The sequence below is a fragment of the Streptomyces sp. NBC_00704 genome (assembly GCF_036226605.1).
Classification (GTDB): Bacteria; Actinomycetota; Actinomycetes; order Streptomycetales; family Streptomycetaceae; genus Streptomyces.
The window spans coordinates 6,834,466-6,851,885 of the sequence record NZ_CP109000.1 but is presented as its reverse complement, the minus strand read 5'-3'; the positions used below and the strand labels follow the sequence as shown (position 1 = coordinate 6,851,885).

The 17,420-nt window shown below is 73.5% G+C and carries 18 protein-coding genes; 10 read left to right on the top strand and 8 right to left on the bottom strand.

The genetic code is table 11. The features are described 5' to 3' along the window. Positions 1-50: 50 nt before the first annotated feature. Entirely contained in the window at positions 51-239 is a 189-nt protein-coding gene (locus OG802_RS29740) for a hypothetical protein (RefSeq protein WP_329415403.1), read from the top strand. On the opposite strand, the gene OG802_RS29735 is transcribed toward OG802_RS29740, so the two are convergent. After that, entirely contained in the window at positions 188-910 is a 723-nt protein-coding gene (locus OG802_RS29735; RefSeq protein ID WP_329415401.1) for an endonuclease V, read from the bottom strand. The two genes, OG802_RS29740 and OG802_RS29735, sit on opposite strands and share 52 nt — an antisense overlap. Before the next feature lie 180 nt (positions 911-1,090). After that, positions 1,091-2,200 carry a WD40/YVTN/BNR-like repeat-containing protein gene (locus tag OG802_RS29730; protein ID WP_329415399.1) on the bottom strand — a complete coding sequence of 370 codons (1,110 nt, stop codon included), beginning with the start codon at positions 2,198-2,200 and terminating at the stop codon, positions 1,091-1,093. 221 nt (positions 2,201-2,421) lie between these two features. Here OG802_RS29730 and OG802_RS29725 point away from each other — a divergent pair, with 221 nt between their 5' ends. From OG802_RS29725 to OG802_RS29710, 4 genes are all read left to right on the top strand, one after another. Further along, complete coding sequence (locus tag OG802_RS29725; RefSeq protein ID WP_329415397.1) at positions 2,422-2,838, top strand: SsgA family sporulation/cell division regulator; 417 nt, start codon at positions 2,422-2,424, stop codon at positions 2,836-2,838. Positions 2,839-3,127: 289 nt separating this feature from the next. Next, positions 3,128-4,750, top strand: a complete 1,623-nt coding sequence (locus tag OG802_RS29720) for an ABC-F family ATP-binding cassette domain-containing protein (RefSeq protein WP_329415396.1) — start codon at positions 3,128-3,130, stop codon at positions 4,748-4,750. Positions 4,751-4,913: 163 nt separating this feature from the next. After that, positions 4,914-5,690 carry a dimethylargininase gene (gene ddaH, locus OG802_RS29715; protein ID WP_329417520.1) on the top strand — a complete coding sequence of 259 codons (777 nt, stop codon included), beginning with the start codon at positions 4,914-4,916 and terminating at the stop codon, positions 5,688-5,690. Positions 5,691-5,907: 217 nt separating this feature from the next. Beyond that, positions 5,908-6,882, top strand: coding sequence for an acyl-ACP desaturase (locus OG802_RS29710; RefSeq protein ID WP_329415395.1), 975 nt, complete (start codon positions 5,908-5,910; stop codon positions 6,880-6,882). A gap of 238 nt (positions 6,883-7,120) precedes the next feature. On the opposite strand, the gene OG802_RS29705 is transcribed toward OG802_RS29710, so the two are convergent. Next, positions 7,121-7,366, bottom strand: coding sequence for a WhiB family transcriptional regulator (locus OG802_RS29705; protein WP_329415393.1), 246 nt, complete (start codon positions 7,364-7,366; stop codon positions 7,121-7,123). Positions 7,367-7,805: 439 nt separating this feature from the next. Between OG802_RS29705 and OG802_RS29700 the strand changes: the two genes are divergently transcribed. Beyond that, positions 7,806-8,597: a VOC family protein gene (locus tag OG802_RS29700; protein ID WP_329415391.1), complete on the top strand. Its 792-nt coding sequence runs from the start codon at positions 7,806-7,808 to the stop codon at positions 8,595-8,597. Between the two features lie 63 nt (positions 8,598-8,660). Here the strand turns inward: OG802_RS29700 and OG802_RS29695 are convergent, their stop codons facing one another. Next, the gene (locus OG802_RS29695; RefSeq protein ID WP_329415389.1) at positions 8,661-9,689 is read right to left on the bottom strand and encodes a LacI family DNA-binding transcriptional regulator; all 1,029 of its coding nucleotides are present in this window, start codon (positions 9,687-9,689) and stop codon (positions 8,661-8,663) included. A gap of 154 nt (positions 9,690-9,843) precedes the next feature. Continuing rightward, positions 9,844-10,884, bottom strand: a complete 1,041-nt coding sequence (ligD, locus tag OG802_RS29690; protein ID WP_329415387.1) for a non-homologous end-joining DNA ligase — start codon at positions 10,882-10,884, stop codon at positions 9,844-9,846. A 114-nt stretch (positions 10,885-10,998) separates the two neighbouring features. Here ligD and OG802_RS29685 point away from each other — a divergent pair, with 114 nt between their 5' ends. Next, complete coding sequence (locus tag OG802_RS29685; protein WP_329415385.1) at positions 10,999-12,075, top strand: ATP-dependent DNA ligase; 1,077 nt, start codon at positions 10,999-11,001, stop codon at positions 12,073-12,075. 332 nt (positions 12,076-12,407) lie between these two features. Here OG802_RS29685 and OG802_RS29680 read toward each other — a convergent pair whose 3' ends face one another. Both OG802_RS29680 and OG802_RS29675 read right to left on the bottom strand, forming a co-directional pair. Then, positions 12,408-13,598: a zinc-dependent alcohol dehydrogenase gene (locus tag OG802_RS29680; protein ID WP_329415382.1), complete on the bottom strand. Its 1,191-nt coding sequence runs from the start codon at positions 13,596-13,598 to the stop codon at positions 12,408-12,410. Between the two features lie 370 nt (positions 13,599-13,968). Continuing rightward, entirely contained in the window at positions 13,969-14,187 is a 219-nt protein-coding gene (locus tag OG802_RS29675; protein ID WP_329417664.1) for a hypothetical protein, read from the bottom strand. On the opposite strand from OG802_RS29675, the gene OG802_RS29670 reads away from it, so the two are divergent. Beyond that, positions 14,177-15,013 carry a DUF3048 domain-containing protein gene (locus OG802_RS29670; RefSeq protein ID WP_443055397.1) on the top strand — a complete coding sequence of 279 codons (837 nt, stop codon included), beginning with the start codon at positions 14,177-14,179 and terminating at the stop codon, positions 15,011-15,013. The genes OG802_RS29675 and OG802_RS29670 overlap by 11 nt on opposite strands. Positions 15,014-15,264: 251 nt before the next feature. On the opposite strand, the gene OG802_RS29665 is transcribed toward OG802_RS29670, so the two are convergent. After that, positions 15,265-15,732, bottom strand: coding sequence for a MarR family winged helix-turn-helix transcriptional regulator (locus tag OG802_RS29665; protein ID WP_329415380.1), 468 nt, complete (start codon positions 15,730-15,732; stop codon positions 15,265-15,267). 230 nt (positions 15,733-15,962) lie between these two features. Between OG802_RS29665 and OG802_RS29660 the strand changes: the two genes are divergently transcribed. Together OG802_RS29660 and OG802_RS29655 are read left to right on the top strand one after the other, a co-directional pair. Continuing rightward, complete coding sequence (locus OG802_RS29660) at positions 15,963-16,718, top strand: CoA transferase subunit A (RefSeq protein ID WP_329415377.1); 756 nt, start codon at positions 15,963-15,965, stop codon at positions 16,716-16,718. Next, positions 16,718-17,371, top strand: a complete 654-nt coding sequence (locus OG802_RS29655) for a CoA transferase subunit B (protein WP_329415376.1) — start codon at positions 16,718-16,720, stop codon at positions 17,369-17,371. Before OG802_RS29660 ends, OG802_RS29655 begins: the two co-directional genes overlap by 1 nt. Positions 17,372-17,420 lie beyond the last annotated feature (49 nt).

Sequence of the window (17,420 nt, the reverse complement as noted above, 5' to 3'; positions counted from 1 at the left end):
ACGGCGACCGGGCGACCGGAGGAGAAGCCAGAGGCGAGAAGGGGAGCAGCATGAAGTTCGTTCTCGAAGTCAGCGTCGACGAGGGCGCGTTGGCCCAGGACCCGGTGGGCGAGCTGGGGCGCGTCCTGCGGTACTGGGGCGGCAACCTGAAGCACTACGCCCTGGAGGCCGGGGACGGCTCGGCCGTCTACGACTCCGCGGGCGCCGAGGTGGGCCGGTGGCGGATCGTCGCCTCCTGAAGCGCCTCGCGGCACAGGGAGTCCGCTCTGCGGGTGGTCTCCGGGAGGCGGAAGCGCGGGGTGAGGGCCAGGGTGTGGGCGCAGGCGCCGGCCAGGCCGACGCGGTGGCCCACGGACACGAACACGGGCTTCACTCCCGCGCGGGTGCGCAGCGCCCGCCCCACCTCCTCGTCGCCGGCCAGCAGCGGGGACGCCGATCCGCGCGGCGCGCCGGGGTCGTCGTAGGTGAAGGCGAAGGGGTTCTTGGCGACGCCGATCGTGGGCAGGCCGGTGAGGACCCCGAGATGGCTGGCGAGCCCGAAGCGGCGCGGGTGGGCGATCCCGTAGCCGTCGCAGACGACCAGGCCGGGCGGGCAGGGCAGCGCCTCCAGCGCGGCGAGCACCGTGGGGATCTCGCGGAACGCGAGCAGGCCGGGGACGTACGGGAAGGAGATCCGCCCGACGGCGGTCGCCTCGGCGACGACGTCGAGGCTCGCCGCGTCCAGGACGACGGCGGCCGCCGCGACGAGGTCCCGCTCGTCGTCGTAGGCGACGTCGACCCCGGTCACGTGTCCCGTCCCGGGGGGCGGTCCCGGCTGGTCGAGCACCACTTCGGCCCGCAGCTCGTCCTGGACGGCGCGGGCCTCCTCCTCGGTCGCGGGCCAGCCCGCGGGAATGCTTACGGTCGTCATGGTGGTGACGAGCGTACGGCTCCCGCGGACGGGCCCGCGATCGTGTTTTCCCCGGTGTCAGCTCCGGCCGTCGAACGATCGCACGTGGGCCCCTGAGAGCCCTTGCCGGATCGCCGGCCGCCGCGCTTGCCGGACGGCAAGTCTTTCGCGTTCGCGCCCTCCGGCTGCCCGGAGAACGGCTCACCTCTCCAGGCGCGCGACCCGCCCCTGTTCGCCCGCGGCCCAGCATGCGCGGGGGCCGGCGCAGTCCACGGTGTCGTACGAGCCGGTGTCGACGGTGCGCCAGGTGCGGCCCGCGTCGACGGTCAGGTCGGTTCCGGTGGGGCCGACCGCGAGGGCCGCGGTACGGCTGCCCGGGATCCAGGCGACGCCGGAGCGGTAGGCGGGCGGCGGCGCGGCGGCGGGCCGCCAGGAGCGGCCGCCGTCCCCGGTGGTGGCCGCGGCCCGTGGGGACGGCTGGTCGGGGCGGTAGTCACCGCCGACGGCGAGACCGTGGGCCCGGTCGCGGAAGGCGACGGCGAAGACCCCGCGCGCGGGGTCTCCCGCCGGGACGGGCGCGTCGGCGGCCTTCCACGTCCGCCCACGGTCGGAGGAGTGCAGCACCCGCGCGCGTGCGGCGCCGCCGGTCGCCAGCCAGACGTCCCCGCGCCCGGCGGCGACCAGGCACTGGCCGCTCGCGGCGAAGCCCGCCTCGCCGTCCTGGGCGGCCGGCATCCCGCGGTCGGGCAGCACCTTCCAGGAGCGGCCGCCGTCGCTGGTCGACAGGATGCGGAACCGGCCGTCCACCGGGTCGCTCACGGCGAGGCCGTGACGGCGGTCGAAGAAGGTCATGCAGTCGTAGAACGCGCGGGCGTCGGTGTTGCGGAAGGACTCCGTCCAGGTCGCGCCGCCGTCCTGGGTGCGGTAGACGCGCGACGCCTCGCCCTCGCCGATGGCCAGGACCACCGCGTGACGGGCGTCGAACGCCTCGACGTCGCGGAACTGCAGGTCGTCGGCGCCGGCCGGCGAGACGTCGTGCCAGCTCGCGCCGCCGTCGACGGTGCGCAGGACCGTGCCCGCGGTGCCGGCCGCCCACGCGGTGTCGCGGTCGACCGCCGCGAGTCCGCGCAAGCGCACGGCGTCGGCGCCGGTGTCCTTGAGGGCCCAGTGCGGCGGCGCCGGGGGCCGGGTGTGCGCCTGGGCCGGAGTTGCGGCCAGGACCGCCAGCACCGCCCCGCAGGCCGCGGCCGCCGCCCGCGCGCCCGCATGTGCCGTCCGAATCGTGCGTCGCGTCTTCCCCAAGGGCCTCATGGCGGGCGAAGCTAGCCCACGGCTTTCACCGGCGTCCAGATGCCGAGATCGCCTCAGCCGCCCCGCAGGGCGCGGAAGAGTGGTGCGTCACTCCCGCGCATGAAGGCGGTGACCGAGGTCACTAGGAATGCGTGTGCACGGATCGGCCGGTTCCGGCGTCTCTTCCAGTGTCCGGACGCACCGCCCGGAGATTCGTCCCGCCGTCACGAGGGAGCAAGGCGTTGTCCACCGTCATCGAGCAGCCCGTCGAGGCCCGCCTGGTCGCGGCCGCGCCGCGCATGCAGAGCATCCCCGCCACCTTGCACTACGACCGTCAGGATCCCTTCGCCGTCCGGATGACGTTCCCCGCGCCGGCCACCCTGGAGGGCGTCGAGGTCTGCTGGACCTTCGCCCGCGAACTCCTCTCGGCCGGTCTCCAGGACGCCGAGGGCCACGGCGACGTCCGGGTGCGCCCCTACGGGTACGACCGCACGGTGCTGGAGTTCCACGCGCCCGAGGGCACCGCCGTGGTGCACGTGCACTCGGCCGACATCCGCCGCTTCCTCCAGGCCGCCGGCGAGCTGGTGCCCGCCGGGACCGAACACCGGCAGCTCGACCTCGACCACGACCTGGCGGAGCTGATGCGGGACGCCTGCTGACCCTTCCTCAATCCTTTTTAATCCTTTGACAGCTCTCGCGAGCCCTCCTACGGTGTGAACGGTTCTGTTGCCGCCGATCGGAGAAGGACGTTGCTCGTCTGAGGTCATGAGACACCCGCGCCACACGTCTTGCGTGTGAGCGCCGCGTGCGACCTCGGCCTGTGAGCCGTCCCTGCGGAGCGGGACCCTTTCGCTGTCCTCCCGCGCTCCCCCGCCCCGGCGGTGGTCGCCGCCTTCCGGTGTCTCGACACGTGTCGCCCTGACCGCACACGCAACCGCGAGGCCCGTTTTGAGTCAATCCATCACCTGCACCTCCCTCGACTTCGCCTGGCCCGACGGCACCCCCGTCTTCGAGGGGCTCGACGTCGCCTTCGGCCCCGGCCGCACCGGACTGGTCGGCGTCAACGGCTCCGGCAAGTCGACCCTGCTGAAGCTGATCGCCGGAGAACTCGCCCCCGCCGACGGCACGGTCCGCGTGGCCGGCGAGATCGGCCATCTCCCGCAGAACGTCACCCTGGACACCGCCCTGAGGGTGGACGCCGCGCTCGGCATCGCCGCCCGGCGGGCCGCCCTGCACGCCATCGAGGCCGGTGACGTGTCCGAGGAGCACTTCGAGACCGTCGGCGACGACTGGGACGTCGAGGAACGCGCCCTGGCCACGCTCGGCGAGCTGGGGCTCGGCCATGTCGGCCTCGACCGCACCGTGGGCGAGGTGTCCGGCGGCGAGTCGGTCCTGCTGCGGCTGGCCGCCCTGCTGCTGCGCCGGCCGGACGTCCTGCTGCTGGACGAGCCGACCAACAACCTCGACCTGTACGCGAGACGGCGGCTGTACGCGGCCGTCGAGGCCTGGCCGGGCGTCCTGGTCGTGGTCAGCCACGACCGTGAGCTGCTCGACCTCGTCGACCAGATCGCCGACCTGCGCTCGGGGGAGATCACCTGGTACGGCGGCAACTTCTCGGCGTACGAGGAGGCCCTGGCCACCGAACAGGACGCGGCCGAGCGCATGGTGCGGGTCGCGGAGGCCGACCTGCGCCGCCAGAAGCGCGAACTGGCCGACGCCCAGGTCAAGCTGGCCCGCCGCAAGCGGTACGGGCAGAAGATGTACGAGCAGAAGCGCGAGCCGAAGATCGTCATGGGGGCGCGCAAGCGAGCGGCCCAGGAGTCCGCGGGCAAGCACCGCACCATGCACGAGGAGAAGCTCGCCGAGGCCAGGGAGCGGCTCGACGACGCCGCCGAGGCCGTACGCGACGACGACGAGATCCGCGTCGACCTGCCCCACACGGCCGTGCCGCCGGGGCGCGAGGTCCTCACCCTGACGGACCTGCGGCTCGCGTACGGCGCGCGCGTGCGGGGCGGTTTCGACCTGCGCGGGCCCGAGCGGATCGCGCTCGTCGGGCGCAACGGCGCGGGCAAGACGACGCTGCTGCGCACGATCGCCGGGGAACTGGCGCCGGAGGCGGGCGAGGCGCACGCGCGCGTGCCGCTGCGTTTCCTGCCGCAGCGTCTCGACGTCCTGGACGGCGAGCTGACCGTCGCCGAGAACGTGGCCCGGTTCGCGCCGGGAGCCACCGACAACCGGGTGCGGGCCCGGCTGGCCCGCTTCCTGTTCAGGGGCGCCCGCGCCGACCGGAAGGCGGCGACGCTGTCCGGCGGGGAGCGCTTCCGGGCGACCCTGGCGGCCCTGATGCTGGCCGAGCCCGCGCCGCAGCTGCTGATGCTGGACGAGCCGACCAACAACCTCGACATGGCCAGTGTGCGTCAGCTCACCACGGCCCTGGAGTCGTACGAGGGGGCGTTGATCGTGGCCGGTCACGACCTGCCCTTCCTGGAGTCCATCGGCATCACCCGGTGGCTGCTGCTGGACGGGGAGTTGCGGGAGACGACGGCGGAGGAGGTGGCGCGCCCGGTGTAGGAATCCGCGCGCGGCCCTCGCGGGCCGCGCCCCCCTTCCGCGGGTCTCAGGAGGGGCACATTGTTACTGCGGGGTTTCGTGGTGGCGGCCCCGCGCTGCATGATGGCTGACCGGCGCCGCGTCAGAGGCGCCGGTCGTGCCACCCGATTCGGAGAACCTGGACGTGCCCAGCAAGAAGGCCCTCATCCGCCGCCCCAGCCCGCGCCTCGCCGAAGGCCTGGTCACGCACGTCGAGCGGGAGAAGGTCGACGTGGAGCTCGCCCTGGAACAGTGGGAGGCCTACGCCGAGGCGCTGCGCACGCACGGCTGGGAGACCGTCGAGGTCGACCCCGCCGACGAGTGCCCGGACTCCGTGTTCGTCGAGGACACGGTGGTCATGTACCGGAACGTCGCCCTGATCGCCCGCTCCGGGGCCGAGTCCCGGCGCGACGAGACGCTCGGCGTCGAGGAGGCCGTGGCCCGCCTGGGCTGCTCGGTGAACTGGATCTGGGAGCCGGGCACCCTGGACGGCGGCGACGTCCTCAAGGTGGGCGACACGATCTACGTCGGCCGGGGCGGACGGACCAACGCGGCCGGCGTCCAGCAGGTGCGGGCCGCCTTCGAACCGCTGGGGGCGCGGGTCGTGGCCGTGCCGGTGAGCAAGGTGCTGCATCTGAAATCGGCGGTCACGGCGCTGCCGGACGGCACGGTGATCGGCCACACCCCGCACGTGGACCGCCCGTCGCTGTTCCCGCGCTTCCTGTCGGTGCCCGAGGAGTCCGGCTCGCACGTGGTGCTCCTCGGCGGCCCGCGGCTCCTCATGGCGGCGAGCGCGCCGAAGACGGCCGAACTGCTCGCCGACCTCGGGCACGAGCCCGTCGTGGTCGACATCAGCGAGTTCGAGAAGCTCGAGGGCTGTGTGACGTGCCTCTCGGTACGGTTGCGTGATCTGTACGCCTGACCGGGTGAACCGATCACCCTTTCGGCCCCAGGACCTGCGGTTCCGGGGGCCGCTCGGACGGGACCGGAACACTGGACGCGACACTCCTGATCAGCGAGGCTTACGCCGCACTTAACCTACGGTTTCGTAACCTACGGATACGTAGCCTACGATTCCGTAAGTTCCGGCCTCGCTCGCCGGAGTGTTCCGCTCCGCTTCACGTCCCCCTGGAGTTCTCGTGACGATCGCTTCCCCTCACCTCGGCAGCCCCGCCGTCTGGACCGACGCCAAGCTGCTGTACGCGCTGGAGGAAGTGGTCGAGACCGAACTCAACCGGCACCTGAAGGTCACCAAGGACTGGATGCCCCACGAGTACGTGCCGTGGAGCGACGGCCGCAACTTCCCCGGCTTCTTCGAGGACGGCGAGGCGTGGGACAAGGAGCAGTCCAAGGTCACCGAGATCGGCCGGATCGCGCTGGTCGTGAACCTGCTGACCGAGGACAACCTGCCCAGCTACCACCACGAGATCGCCTCGCTCTTCGGCCGCGACGGCGCGTGGGGCACCTGGGTGCACCGCTGGACGGCGGAAGAGGGCCGGCACGGCATCGTCATGCGTGACTACCTGCTCGCCTCGCGCGCGGTGGACCCGGACAAGCTGGAGCACTTCCGCATGTCCCACATGAGCGAGGGCTTCGAGTCCGACAACCGGCACTCGATGCTCCACTCGGTCGCCTACGTCGCCTTCCAGGAGCTGGCGACCCGCGTCTCGCACCGCAACACCGGCCACCAGTCCGGCGACCCGGTCTGCGACCGCATGCTGGCGCGCATCGCGACCGACGAGAACCTGCACATGGTCTTCTACCGCAACCTCCTCAAGGCCGCGTTCGACCTCGCCCCCGACATGACCATGCAGGCCGTGCGGGACGTGCTGGTCAACTTCCGCATGCCCGGCCACGGCATGCCCGGCTTCGAGCGGTTCGCCGCGCAGATGGCCATCGGCGAGGTCTACAACCTGCGCATCCACCACGACGACGTCATCCAGCCCGTGCTGCGCTTCCTGAAGATCATGGAGATCGACGGCCTCGGCCCGGAGGGGCAGAAGGCGCAGGAGGAGATCGGCCTGTACATGGGCGGACTGGACGCCGAGGCGCTGAAGTTCGACGAGAAGCTGGCCATCCGCAAGGCCCGCATGGCGGCTCGCGCGGCGGGCTGACCCACTCGGCCCCCGCCGCCTCGACGCACGTCGAGGGCCCGCACTTCGACGGCCCGCACAGGGAGAACGCTTCCCGGTGCGGGCCGTCCGGCGTCGGCGGGGACACCGGTCCGCCCCCGCCTCCCGCGTCTCCGTCCCCGCGACGCCCCGCCCCGCCCCGCACCGGAATTCCCGACCGCACCCCCGCGACGCGGTCGCCCGGAACCCCTGGATCTCCCCGGCCTCCCGGTCGGCCCGGTCAGTGCGCCGTGCGCCTGATCTCCAGCCGCTCCTTCTCGGAGAGGCCGCCCCAGACGCCGAAGCGTTCGTCGTTGGCCAGGGCGTAGTCGAGGCAGGCCGGGCGCATCTCGCACATGCCGCAGATGCGCTTCGCCTCCCGTACCGAACTGCCGGGCTCGGGGAAGAAGAACTCCGCCCCGGTCTGTGCGCACAGCGCTTCCCGCTGCCAGGTGAGATCGGGTGTGGGAATCGTGTCGGTGTACATGGCGAGGATCGTGCCCGGCGGCGCAAAACGTTCGATCAACGCCCGATATACGCGCGCCTCGGACGGCCCGGACCCGGTCCCTCCGGATGTCCGGGCCCCGAGGCCGCAAGCCCCCGCCGCCCCGATGATGACCGGACGACCGCGACGGCGCACGGCGGCGCGCGCGGACCGACCTCCGCGGCCGCGGGGGCGGCTCCCGTTGCGGCGGCTGCGGTGGCTCCCGTTGCGACTGCGGTGGCGACTGCGAGGGCGGTGGCGGTCGCCTCCGCGGCCGCGGCACGGGCCCGCTCCGCGTACCGCGGGTCCCCGAGGATCTCGCGGCAGCCGGCGACCCGCGCTCGATCGCCGACGACCCGCGGGGCGCACTCCGGCGGCGGTTGTCAGTGGTCGGTGCCAGACTCGGCAGTGCATGGACGGGACCCCTGCGAGGAGGGCGATGATGCTCACCACCCGTTTCGTCGACGGCGCTCCGAACTGGATCGACGTCGGCACGACCGACATCGACGGCGCCACCGCGTTCTACGGCGCGCTCTTCGGCTGGACCTTCCGGTCGGCGGGACCGGACGCGGGCGGCTACGGCTTCTTCCAGCTGGACGGGAGGACCGTGGCGGGCGGCATGCAGACCACTCCCGAGCAGGGCCCGCCGTCCTGGACGGTGTACTTCGCGACGGCGGACGCCCGGGCCACGGCCAAGGCCGCCGAACAGGCCCACGGCGCGGTGGCGGTGGCGCCGATGGACGTGATGGGCGAGGGCCACATGGCGGTCCTGACCGACCAGGCGGGGGTCCCCTTCGGCCTCTGGCAGCCCGGCCGCACCAAGGGCGTGGACGTGGCGAACGAACCGGGCTCGCTGTGCTGGGTGGAGCTCTACACGCCGGACATCGCCGCGGCGGCCGCCTTCTACCACGCGACGCTGGGCCTGGAGACGTACGCCGTCCCCTTCCCCGGCGGCACCTACACCTGCGTCAACCCGGCCGGCGCCGACGAGGACGCGATGTTCGGCGGCATCGTCCCGCTGTCCGACGATCCCACCGAGGCGGGGTCGCCGGCGCACTGGCTGCCGTACTTCGAGGCCACCGACGTGGACGCGGTGGTCGCCAGAGCCCGGGAACTCGGCGGCGCCGTGCGGATGCCCGCCACGGACGTCGAGGGCGTCGGCCGCATCGCCCGGCTCGCCGACCCCTACGGCGCGCGCTTCGCGGTGATCAGGAACGCACCCCGCGAGCAGTGAGCCGCCACGGCCCCGGCCCACGAGCGCGGGCGAGAGCCCCGGCGCGCGCGACGGGGGCGGCGTCTACGCCGAGGCCCGGCGCACCAGCGTGGTGGGCAGGACGACGCCGCCGCCCGCTTCCTCGTCGGCGCCTCGCCGGTCGAGCCGGCGCAGCAGGACACGGGCCATGATCCGGCCCATCTCCTCGATGTCCTGACGGACCGTCGTCAGCGGCGGGTCGGTCTGTTCCGCGACGGCGAGCATGTCGTCGAAGCCCACGACGGCGACGTCCTGCGGCACGCGCCGTCCGCGTTCGCGCAGCACCCGCAGGACGCCCGAGGCCATCAGGTCGTTGGCGGCGAACACGGCGTCGATGTCCGGGCAGCGGTCCAGGAGTTCGCGCATGGCGCGCTCGCCGCCGGCGGGAGTGAAGTCGCTCTCCACCACGAGCAGCGGCTCGGCGTCGCCCACGACCTGCCGGTATCCGTCGAGCCGGTCCGCGGCCGAGGTCTGGTCGAGGGGACCGCTGATGTGGGCGACACGGGTGCGCCCGAGGCCCATGAGGAGGCGCACGGCGTCGCGGGCGCCGCCCCGGTTGTCGCTGTCCACGTAGACGACGTCCCGCGTGCCGTCGCTCCAGCCGGGCCGCCCGCCGAACACGGTCGGCACGGCGACGTCCTGGATCAGGCGGGGCAGCGGGTCGTCGAGGTGCAGCGAGAAGACCAGCGCCCCGTCGACATGGCCGCCGGCGAGGTAACGGGCCACGCGGGCGTGGTCGTCGCGGCCCTCGGTGAGCAGCAGCACCAGCTGGTTGTCGTGGGCCGTCAGCTCCTTGCTGATGCCGCGCAGCTGGAGAGCGAAGAACGGGTCGGCGAAGACCCGCGTCTCCGGTTCGGCGATGATGACGGCGACCGCGTCGTGCCGCCTGGTGACCAGGCTGCGCGCCGCCTGGTTGGGCACGTAGCCGAGCTCGTCCACGGCCTGCCGCACCCGTTCGACGAGCGGCTCCCGCACGCCGTCCCCGCCGTTGACCACCCGCGACGCGGTCGCCCGGGAGACCCCGGCCCGCGCTGCCACGGCCTCCAGCGTGGGACGCGGCGCTGTCTCGCTCACTTCAGGGCTCCTCCTGGCCGGGTGCTGATCAGGATAGCTCCGCGCAAGGCCAACACGGCGAGAGCGCTCTCACAACCGGCACGGAGACGCCGTGGCGACGGCGGCCCCGCGCACCTCGACGGCGACCCCGCCTCGATCCTCGACGCGGGTCCCGTCAGCGGGCCGGCTCCTGCCCGCCCGGGGTGTCCTCGTGCCGTGCCCGGCTCGGCTGCACCCGTTTGGGCTCCCCCGGCATCTTCGGGTACTCCGGCGGATAGGGCAGGTCGCCCAGACCGTGCTCGTGCTCGTCGCGCCGGGCGAGGTCGAGAAGGGCGTCGAGGGAGAAGGCGTGGTCGTCCATGTCGGCGTGCACGTCGCCGAGTTCGGCGTAGCGGGCCGGCATGGTCGCGATGTCGAAGTCACGGGGGTGCGCCGTGCCGACCTCGTCCCAGCGCAGCGGCGCCGAGACGGGGGCGTGCGGGCGGGGGCGCACGGAGTACGCGGAGGCGATGGTGCGGTCGCGGGCGGTCTGGTTGTAGTCGAGGAAGATGCGCTCGCCGCGCTCCTCCTTCCACCACTTGATCGTCACCTGCTCCGGCATCCGGCGCTCCATCTCCCGGCCGACGGCGATGGCGGCGCGCCGGACCTGCGTGAAGGTCCAGCAGGGCTCGATCGGCACGAAGACGTGCAGGCCGCGGCCGCCGGAGGTCTTGGGCCAGCCCCGCAGTCCACCGAACTCGTCGAGCACGGCGCGCAGCTCGTGCGCGGCGCGGACCGCGTCGTCGAAGTCGGTGCCGGGCTGCGGGTCGAGGTCGATGCGCAGCTCGTCGGGGTGGTCGACGTCGGCGCGGCGCACCGGCCAGGGGTGGAAGGTCAAGGTGCCGAACTGGGCGGCCCACAGGACGGCCGCCTCCTCCGTCGGGCACATCTCGTCGGCGCTGCGGCCGCTGGGGAACGTGATGTGCGCGGTCGGGATCCAGTCGGGCATGTTCTTCGGCGCCCGCTTCTGGAAGAAGGACTCGCCGGTCACTCCGTCGGGGTAGCGCTCCAGGGTGGTGGGGCGGTCGCGCAGAGCGCGCAGGATGCCGGGGGCGACGGCCTGGTAGTAGCGGGCGAGGTCCAGCTTGGTGAAGCCGCGCTCCGGGAAGAAGACCTTGTCCGGGCTGGACAGCCGTACCGTCCGCCCGGCCAGTTCCAGTTCCACCGCATCGCCCATGCGAGCCACGGTAGGCACACCGCCGTCACCTCGCATCACCACACGAACCGGCAGCAGTGACCCATGAGGGTGCATACCGGGCGATCCGGGCGGACCTCGCGCAGAATCGGGGGCATGGACCTGCCGGTGATGCCGCCCGTGAAGCCGATGCTCGCCAAGTCGGTGGCGGCCATCCCGCCGGGCATGCAGTACGAGGCGAAGTGGGACGGCTTCCGGGCGATCGTGTTCCGCGACGGGGACGAGATCGAGCTGGGCAGCCGTACCGGAAAGCCTCTGACCAGGTACTTTCCCGAGCTGGTGGAGGCGCTGCGGGAGCGGGTGCCGGCGCGGTGCGTGCTGGACGGGGAGATCGTGATCGCCCGGGAGGGGCGGCTCGACTTCGACGCCCTGACGGAGCGCATCCACCCCGCGGCCTCGCGGGTGCGCACGCTCGCCGAGCGGACCCCGGCCTCGTTCGTGGCCTTCGACCTCCTTGCGCTCACCGACACCTCGCTGCTGGACGTGCCGCTGACCGACCGGCGGGAGCTGCTGAGCCGGGCGCTGGCCGGGGTGACGGCCCCCGTGCATCTGGCGCCGGCGACGACCGACGTCGAGGTGGCCCGGCAGTGGTTCGAGGAGTACGAGGGCGCGGGCCTCGACGGGGTGATCGCCAAGCCCCTCACCCTGCGCTACCTCCAGGACGAGCGCGCCATGTTCAAGGTGAAGCACGAACGCACCGCCGACGTCGTCGTCGCCGGGTACCGCCTGCACAAGAGCGGGCCGGTGGTGGGCTCCCTGCTGCTGGGCCTCTACGACGACCGGGGCATGCTGCAACATGTCGGCGTGTCCGCCGCCTTCACCATGAAGCGCCGGGCGGAGCTGGTCGAGGAGCTGGAGCCGCTGCGTCTGGCGGACGCTGCCGAACACCCGTGGGCGGCCTGGTCGGAGGAGGCCGCGCACGAGACGGCTCGGCTGCCGGGCGCGCCGAGCCGCTGGTCCGGCAAGAAGGACCTCTCCTGGGTTCCGCTGCGGCCCGAGCGCGTGGCCGAGGTGGCCTACGACCACATGGAGAACGGGGCGCGCTTCCGGCACACGGCCCGCTTCCGCCGCTGGCGCCCGGACCGCACCGCGTCCAGCTGCACCTACGCGCAGCTGGAGGAGCCGGTCCGCTACGACCTGGCGGAGATCCTGGGCGCACCGCCCAGGACCTGAACGCCGGCGGCCGGACGCGGGGGGTGAACCGCGGACTGTCAGGTGCGCAGGCCGCCAGGTGCGCGGACTGTCAGGTGCGCAGGCTTTCAGGTGCGCGGACCGCCGGAGGCGCAGAACGCCGGGGGCGCGGACCACCAGGGGGCGGAGAAATCAGCGCGCCGCACTACCTCCGGCCGACGGCCCGCGCGGCGAACGCATCGCCCGCACGGGCGGGGACGGGGCCAGGGCAGGTGGCAGACGTGGCGGGCGGGGGCCGGCGGGGCGGTGCGCGGCCGGGCCGGACGGTCGCGCCGCGCCTCCCGGACGCGCGGGCCGGGCGGCGCGGCCGCCGCTCACGGTGTCATCAGGACCTTGACCGCGCCGTCCTGCTTGCGCTGGAACATCTCGTACGCGTGCGGGGCGTCCGAGAGCGGCACGCGGTGGGTGGCGAAGTCGTCGACGCCGAGAGGGTCCTCGTCGGTGAGGTACGGCATGATCTCGTCGCTCCAGCGGCGGACGTTGGCCTGTCCCATGCGGATCTGGAGCTGCTTGTCGAACATCGTGAGCATCGGCAGCGGGTCGGCCATGCCGCCGTAGACGCCGACCAGCGAGAGGGTTCCGCCGCGGCGCACCAGTTCGATGGCGGTGTGCAGGGCGGCGAGACGGTCGACGCTGAACCGTTCCGCGAGCGGGCCGCTGATCTTGCGCGGCAGCAGGGCGGAGGCGTTCTGGATCATGCGGGCGGCCGCGCTGCCGTGGGCCTCGGTGCCGACGGCGTCGATCACGGCGTCGGGGCCGCGGCCGTCGGTCTGATCCCGGATCGCGTCGACGAGCTCCTTCTCGCTGTCGAAGCTGCGCAGGTCGAACGCCTCGACGCCGCGCGCGCGGGCCCGGCGCAGCCGGTCGCCCACCAGGTCCACGCCGAAGACCCGGCCGGCGCCGCGCACCTGGGCGATCCGGCAGGCCATGTCGCCGATGGGACCGAGGCCGAGCACGGCGACGCTGCCGCCCTCGGGGATGTCCGCGTAGGCGACCGCCTGCCAGGCCGTGGGCAGGACGTCGGAGAGGTACACGAACCGGTCGTCGGGCGGCCCCTCGGGTACCTTGATGGGGCCGAACTGGGCCTGCGGCACCCGCAGGTACTCGGCCTGCGCACCGGGCACCGCGCCGTACAGCCGGGTGTAGCCGAACAGGGCGGCGCCCATGCCCTCACCGGAGACCTGGGTGGTCTCGCACTGGGTGGGCAGGCCGTTCAGGCACATCCAGCAGCTGCCGCAGGCGATCTGGAACGGCACCACCACGCGGTCGCCGACCCGCAGGTCGGGCACTCCGGCGCCGACCTCCTCGACGATGCCCATCGGCTCGTGGCCGAGGATGTCGCCCGGCGTCATGAACGGGGTGAGCACTTCGTAGAGATGCAGGTCCGAGCCGCACAGTCCGCTGGACGTGACGCGGATGACGGCGTCCGTGGGCTCCTGGATGGTCGGATCGGGCACGGTGTCCACCCGTACGTCGCGCTTGCCCTGCCAGGTCACTGCCTTCATCGTGCCGCGCTCCTTCCGCCGTCCGGGCGGGACCCCGGCAGGTCCGGGGGCCCGGATCGTGGCTGCGCCCCGGGTACCCGAGCGCCCCGCCCCGAACCGCCGGCCGCGCGGCGGTCGCCGTCGCCAACCGCGCCGGACCACTCCGGGGCCGCAACCGGACCGCCTCCGGCGCCTCACCGACCGGTCCCGGCCACTCCCGGCCGCTCCCGGCCGCTCCCGTTCACGCCCAGTGACGCGGAGCCGGTGCGAAACGGCCGTCCGACCTCCGCCGGGCCGTTGCCGGGCTTCCGCCGGGCCGTCGTCGGGTCGCCTCCGAGTCCGCCTCCGGGCCTCAGATGGCCACTTTCGAACGCGCGAGCGCACAATCGAGTCACGGGACGGGGGTGCCCATGAAGGACACGAATCGTTCGAGACGCGGGGCGCGCACAGGGCGCGCCCGGCCTCCCTCCACGGCGGCGACGGCGGTGTCGGCGGCGGCCGTCGCGCTGGCGCTCTCGCTCGCCGCCGCGGCCTGCACGTCCGGCGGATCCTCCCCGCCCGACGGCGGGCGCAGCCCGTCGCGGAGCCCCAGCCCGACCGTGACCGCCACCGGTGCGGGCGTCGGTCCGGTGCTCGCCGTGAAGGTCGACAACGCGCCGGACGCCCGCCCGCAGACGGGCCTCGACGCGGCGGACGTCGTGTACGCCGAGCAGGTCGAGGGCGGGCTGAGCCGTCTGATGGCGGTGTACGCGACCAGGCTGCCGAAGGCCGTGGGGCCGGTGCGCAGCGCCCGGGAGTCCGACCTGGAGCTGTTGCGGCAGTTCGAGCGGCCGGTGCTGGCGTTCTCCGGCGCGCAGGGCAGGCTGCTGCCGCTGATCGACCGGGCGCCGCTGGACGCCGTCACGCCCGAGAAGAAGTCCGACGCCTACTTCCGGGGCGGCGAGCGGGCCGCGCCGCACAACCTGTACGTGCGTCCGAGCCGTCTGCTGCCCGTCGCGCCGGGCAGGGAGGCGCTGACCACGGGCTTCCGGTTCGGCGCGGCGCCCGCCGGGGGCAGGCCCGAGACCTCGCGGACCGTGCGCTATCCGGCGGCCTCGTTCACGTTCACCTGGTCCGCCGGCCGGTCCCGCTGGCTGGTCTCGACGGACGGCAGGCCCGCCGTGGCGGCGGACGGACAGCGGTCGGCCCCGGCCACGGTGGTCGTGCAGTACGTGCGGGTGCGCGCTTCGGGGTTCCACGACTTCCTCGGCAACAACACGCCGTACACGCAGACGGTGGGCTCGGGGAAGGCGGAGGTGCTGCGCGACGGCTGGGCCTACGACGTCCGCTGGAAGCGCGCGAAGGCGGAGGACGGCACGGAGTTCACCGCGTCCGACGGCAGTCCCGTCGCGTTCGCCGCGGGGCAGGTGTGGGTGGTCTTCGCGAAGGCGCCGTGAGCGCCGCCGCCGTCGGGGCGCCGGCCGCGTCATGAGCGGGTTCCGTCGGCGCAGGCGGGTGCCCGCCGCCGGGCCGGCGGACCTGTCACCGGGCCGGGTCGGCCGCCGCGGGCCGGCCGCGCCGGGGCCGCCGGCGTCGGTCAGCCGGACCGCTCCCCGTTCCGGCTGCGGTCCTGTCCTGTCGGCGGTCCCGGTGTCCCGGGCCGGTCCGCGGTCCTGTCGGCGGTCTCGGTCTCCGGCTCGGTCCGCGGTCAGGCCGGGCCGGCCGCCAGGGGTTCGGCCGGGTTGCGCAGTCCCTCGGCCGCGTCCGAGACGCGCTGGATCAGCCGGAGGAACAGGGCCTGTTCCTCGGCCGACAGCGGGGACAGGAAGACCTGGTTCATCCGGGCGGTGCGCACGGTCAGCCTGCGGTGGGTGCGCAGCCCGTCCTCGGTGAGCCGCAGCAGGAAGCGGCGGCCGTCCTGCGGGTCGCGGACCTTGTCGAGGAGGGACCGCCGGGTGAGCCTGCTGATCACCTCGGCGACGGTGGAGCGGTCGAGGCCGACCCGCTCCCCCACCGTGCGCTGGTCGAGGCCCGGTTCGGCCACGAGCGCGTTGAGGACCGCGAACTGCGGCGAGGTGATCTCCTCGGAGACCATCGTGTTCCACAGCAGGTAGTGCGCCTGCTGGAGCCGCCGGGCCAGGTGCCCGGGATGGCTGGTGAGGTCCACCGCGGCCATGAGCGCTCCTCCGCTGGAATTGATCGGTGTACTGAACGATAGCGCTCGACGGCGGACACGTCGCGCCTCCCGGCAGCCCGTATCCACATTGCAGCCCTGGGCCTTGACGGGTCCGGGCGGCGATGGAAGCGTGTGGGAGGTCTCGACGAGGTACTCAGTGCGCTGACTATCGCGCTGTCGCGCTGAGTGTCCCGGTCCGCTTCAGCAGGTTCGAGAGATGGGCTTCACGGATGGACAAGGTGGTCGCCACAGCCCTGGAGGCGGTGGCCGACGTGCCCGACGGCGCGTCGCTGGCAGTGGGCGGTTTCGGCCTGAGCGGCGTGCCCGGCGTCCTCATCGGGGCCCTGTACGAGCGGGGCGTCAGCGCACTGTCGGTCGTCTCCAACAACTGCGGGGCGATGGAGTCGGGCCTCGCGGTGCTGCTCGCCGCCGGGCGGATCGGCCGGGTGACCGGCTCCTACATCGGCGCGAACAAGGAGTTCGCCCGTCAGTACCTGGCCGGGGAACTGGAGGTCGAGCTGATCCCGCAGGGCACGCTGGCCGAGCGGCTGCGGTCCGGCGGTGCCGGCATCCCCGCCTTCTACACGCCCGCCGGGGTGGGCACGCAGGTCGCCGAGGGCGGACTGCCGTGGCGCTACGACGGTGCGGGCGGCGTCGCGCTGGCGTCGCCGCCGAAGGAGGTCAGGGAGTTCGACGGGGTGGAGTACGTGCTGGAGCACGGCATCCGCACCGACTTCGCGCTGGTGCGGGCCGCCCGCGGCGACCGGCACGGCAACCTCGTCTTCAACAAGGCCGCCCGCAACTTCAACCCGCTCGCCGCGATGGCCGGACGCGTCACGATCGCGGAGGTCGAGCAGCTCGTGGAGCCCGGTGAGATCGACCCGGACGCGGTGCACGTGCCGGGCGTCTTCGTGCAGCGCGTGGTCGCCCTGACCCCGGAGCAGGCCTGCGACAAGAAGATCGAGCGGCGGACGGTGAGCGGCTGATGGCCTGGACACGCGAGCAGATGGCCGCCCGCGCCGCGCGCGAGCTGAGGGACGGCCAGTACGTCAACCTCGGCATCGGCCTGCCCACGCTCATCCCCAACCACCTACCGCCGGGCGTCGAGGTCGTGCTGGAGAGCGAGAACGGCATCCTCGGCACCGGCCCCTACCCCGCCGAGGACGCGGTCGACCCGGACCTGATCAACGCGGGCAAGGAGACCGTGACGGTGCTGCCGGGCGCGTCCTTCTTCGACTCGGCCCTGTCGTTCGGCATGATCCGCGGCGGCCACATCGACGTGGCCGTGCTGGGCGCGATGCAGGTCTCCGAACACGGCGACCTGGCGAACTGGGCCGTTCCGGGCAAGATGATCACCGGTATCGGCGGGGCGATGGACCTGGTGCACGGGGCCCGCACGGTCATCGTCGTCATGACCCACACCGCGAAGGACGGCAGCCCCAAGATCCTGGCCGACTGCGCGCTGCCGCTGACCGGGAGGCGCTGCGTCGACCGGATCGTCACCGACCTCGGCGTCCTCGACGTCACGGCGGAGGGCCTGGCGCTGGTGGAGACCGCGCCGGGGGTCGGCGTCGGGGAGATCGTGGCGAAGACCGCCGCCGTGGTCCGGGTGGGCGGGCGCACGGAGGCCCCGTCATAAGCGGCGGCCCGAGGACCGTCCACGTCGTCGACGCCGTCCGCACCCCGTC

Bases quoted from the DNA above. Each gene is read 5' to 3' on its own strand.
- OG802_RS29740 (WP_329415403.1), top strand. From the start codon at position 51: ATGAAGTTCGTTCTCGAAGTCAGCGTCGACGAGGGCGCGTTGGCCCAG.
- OG802_RS29735 (WP_329415401.1), bottom strand. From the start codon at position 910: ATGACGACCGTAAGCATTCCCGCGGGCTGGCCCGCGACCGAGGAGGAG.
- OG802_RS29730 (WP_329415399.1), bottom strand. From the start codon at position 2,200: ATGAGGCCCTTGGGGAAGACGCGACGCACGATTCGGACGGCACATGCG.
- OG802_RS29705 (WP_329415393.1), bottom strand. From the start codon at position 7,366: ATGTACACCGACACGATTCCCACACCCGATCTCACCTGGCAGCGGGAA.
- OG802_RS29700 (WP_329415391.1), top strand. From the start codon at position 7,806: ATGCTCACCACCCGTTTCGTCGACGGCGCTCCGAACTGGATCGACGTC.
- ligD (WP_329415387.1), bottom strand. From the start codon at position 10,884: ATGGGCGATGCGGTGGAACTGGAACTGGCCGGGCGGACGGTACGGCTG.
- OG802_RS29685 (WP_329415385.1), top strand. From the start codon at position 10,999: ATGGACCTGCCGGTGATGCCGCCCGTGAAGCCGATGCTCGCCAAGTCG.
- OG802_RS29680 (WP_329415382.1), bottom strand. From the start codon at position 13,598: ATGAAGGCAGTGACCTGGCAGGGCAAGCGCGACGTACGGGTGGACACC.
- OG802_RS29665 (WP_329415380.1), bottom strand. From the start codon at position 15,732: ATGGCCGCGGTGGACCTCACCAGCCATCCCGGGCACCTGGCCCGGCGG.
- OG802_RS29660 (WP_329415377.1), top strand. From the start codon at position 15,963: ATGGACAAGGTGGTCGCCACAGCCCTGGAGGCGGTGGCCGACGTGCCC.
- OG802_RS29655 (WP_329415376.1), top strand. From the start codon at position 16,718: ATGGCCTGGACACGCGAGCAGATGGCCGCCCGCGCCGCGCGCGAGCTG.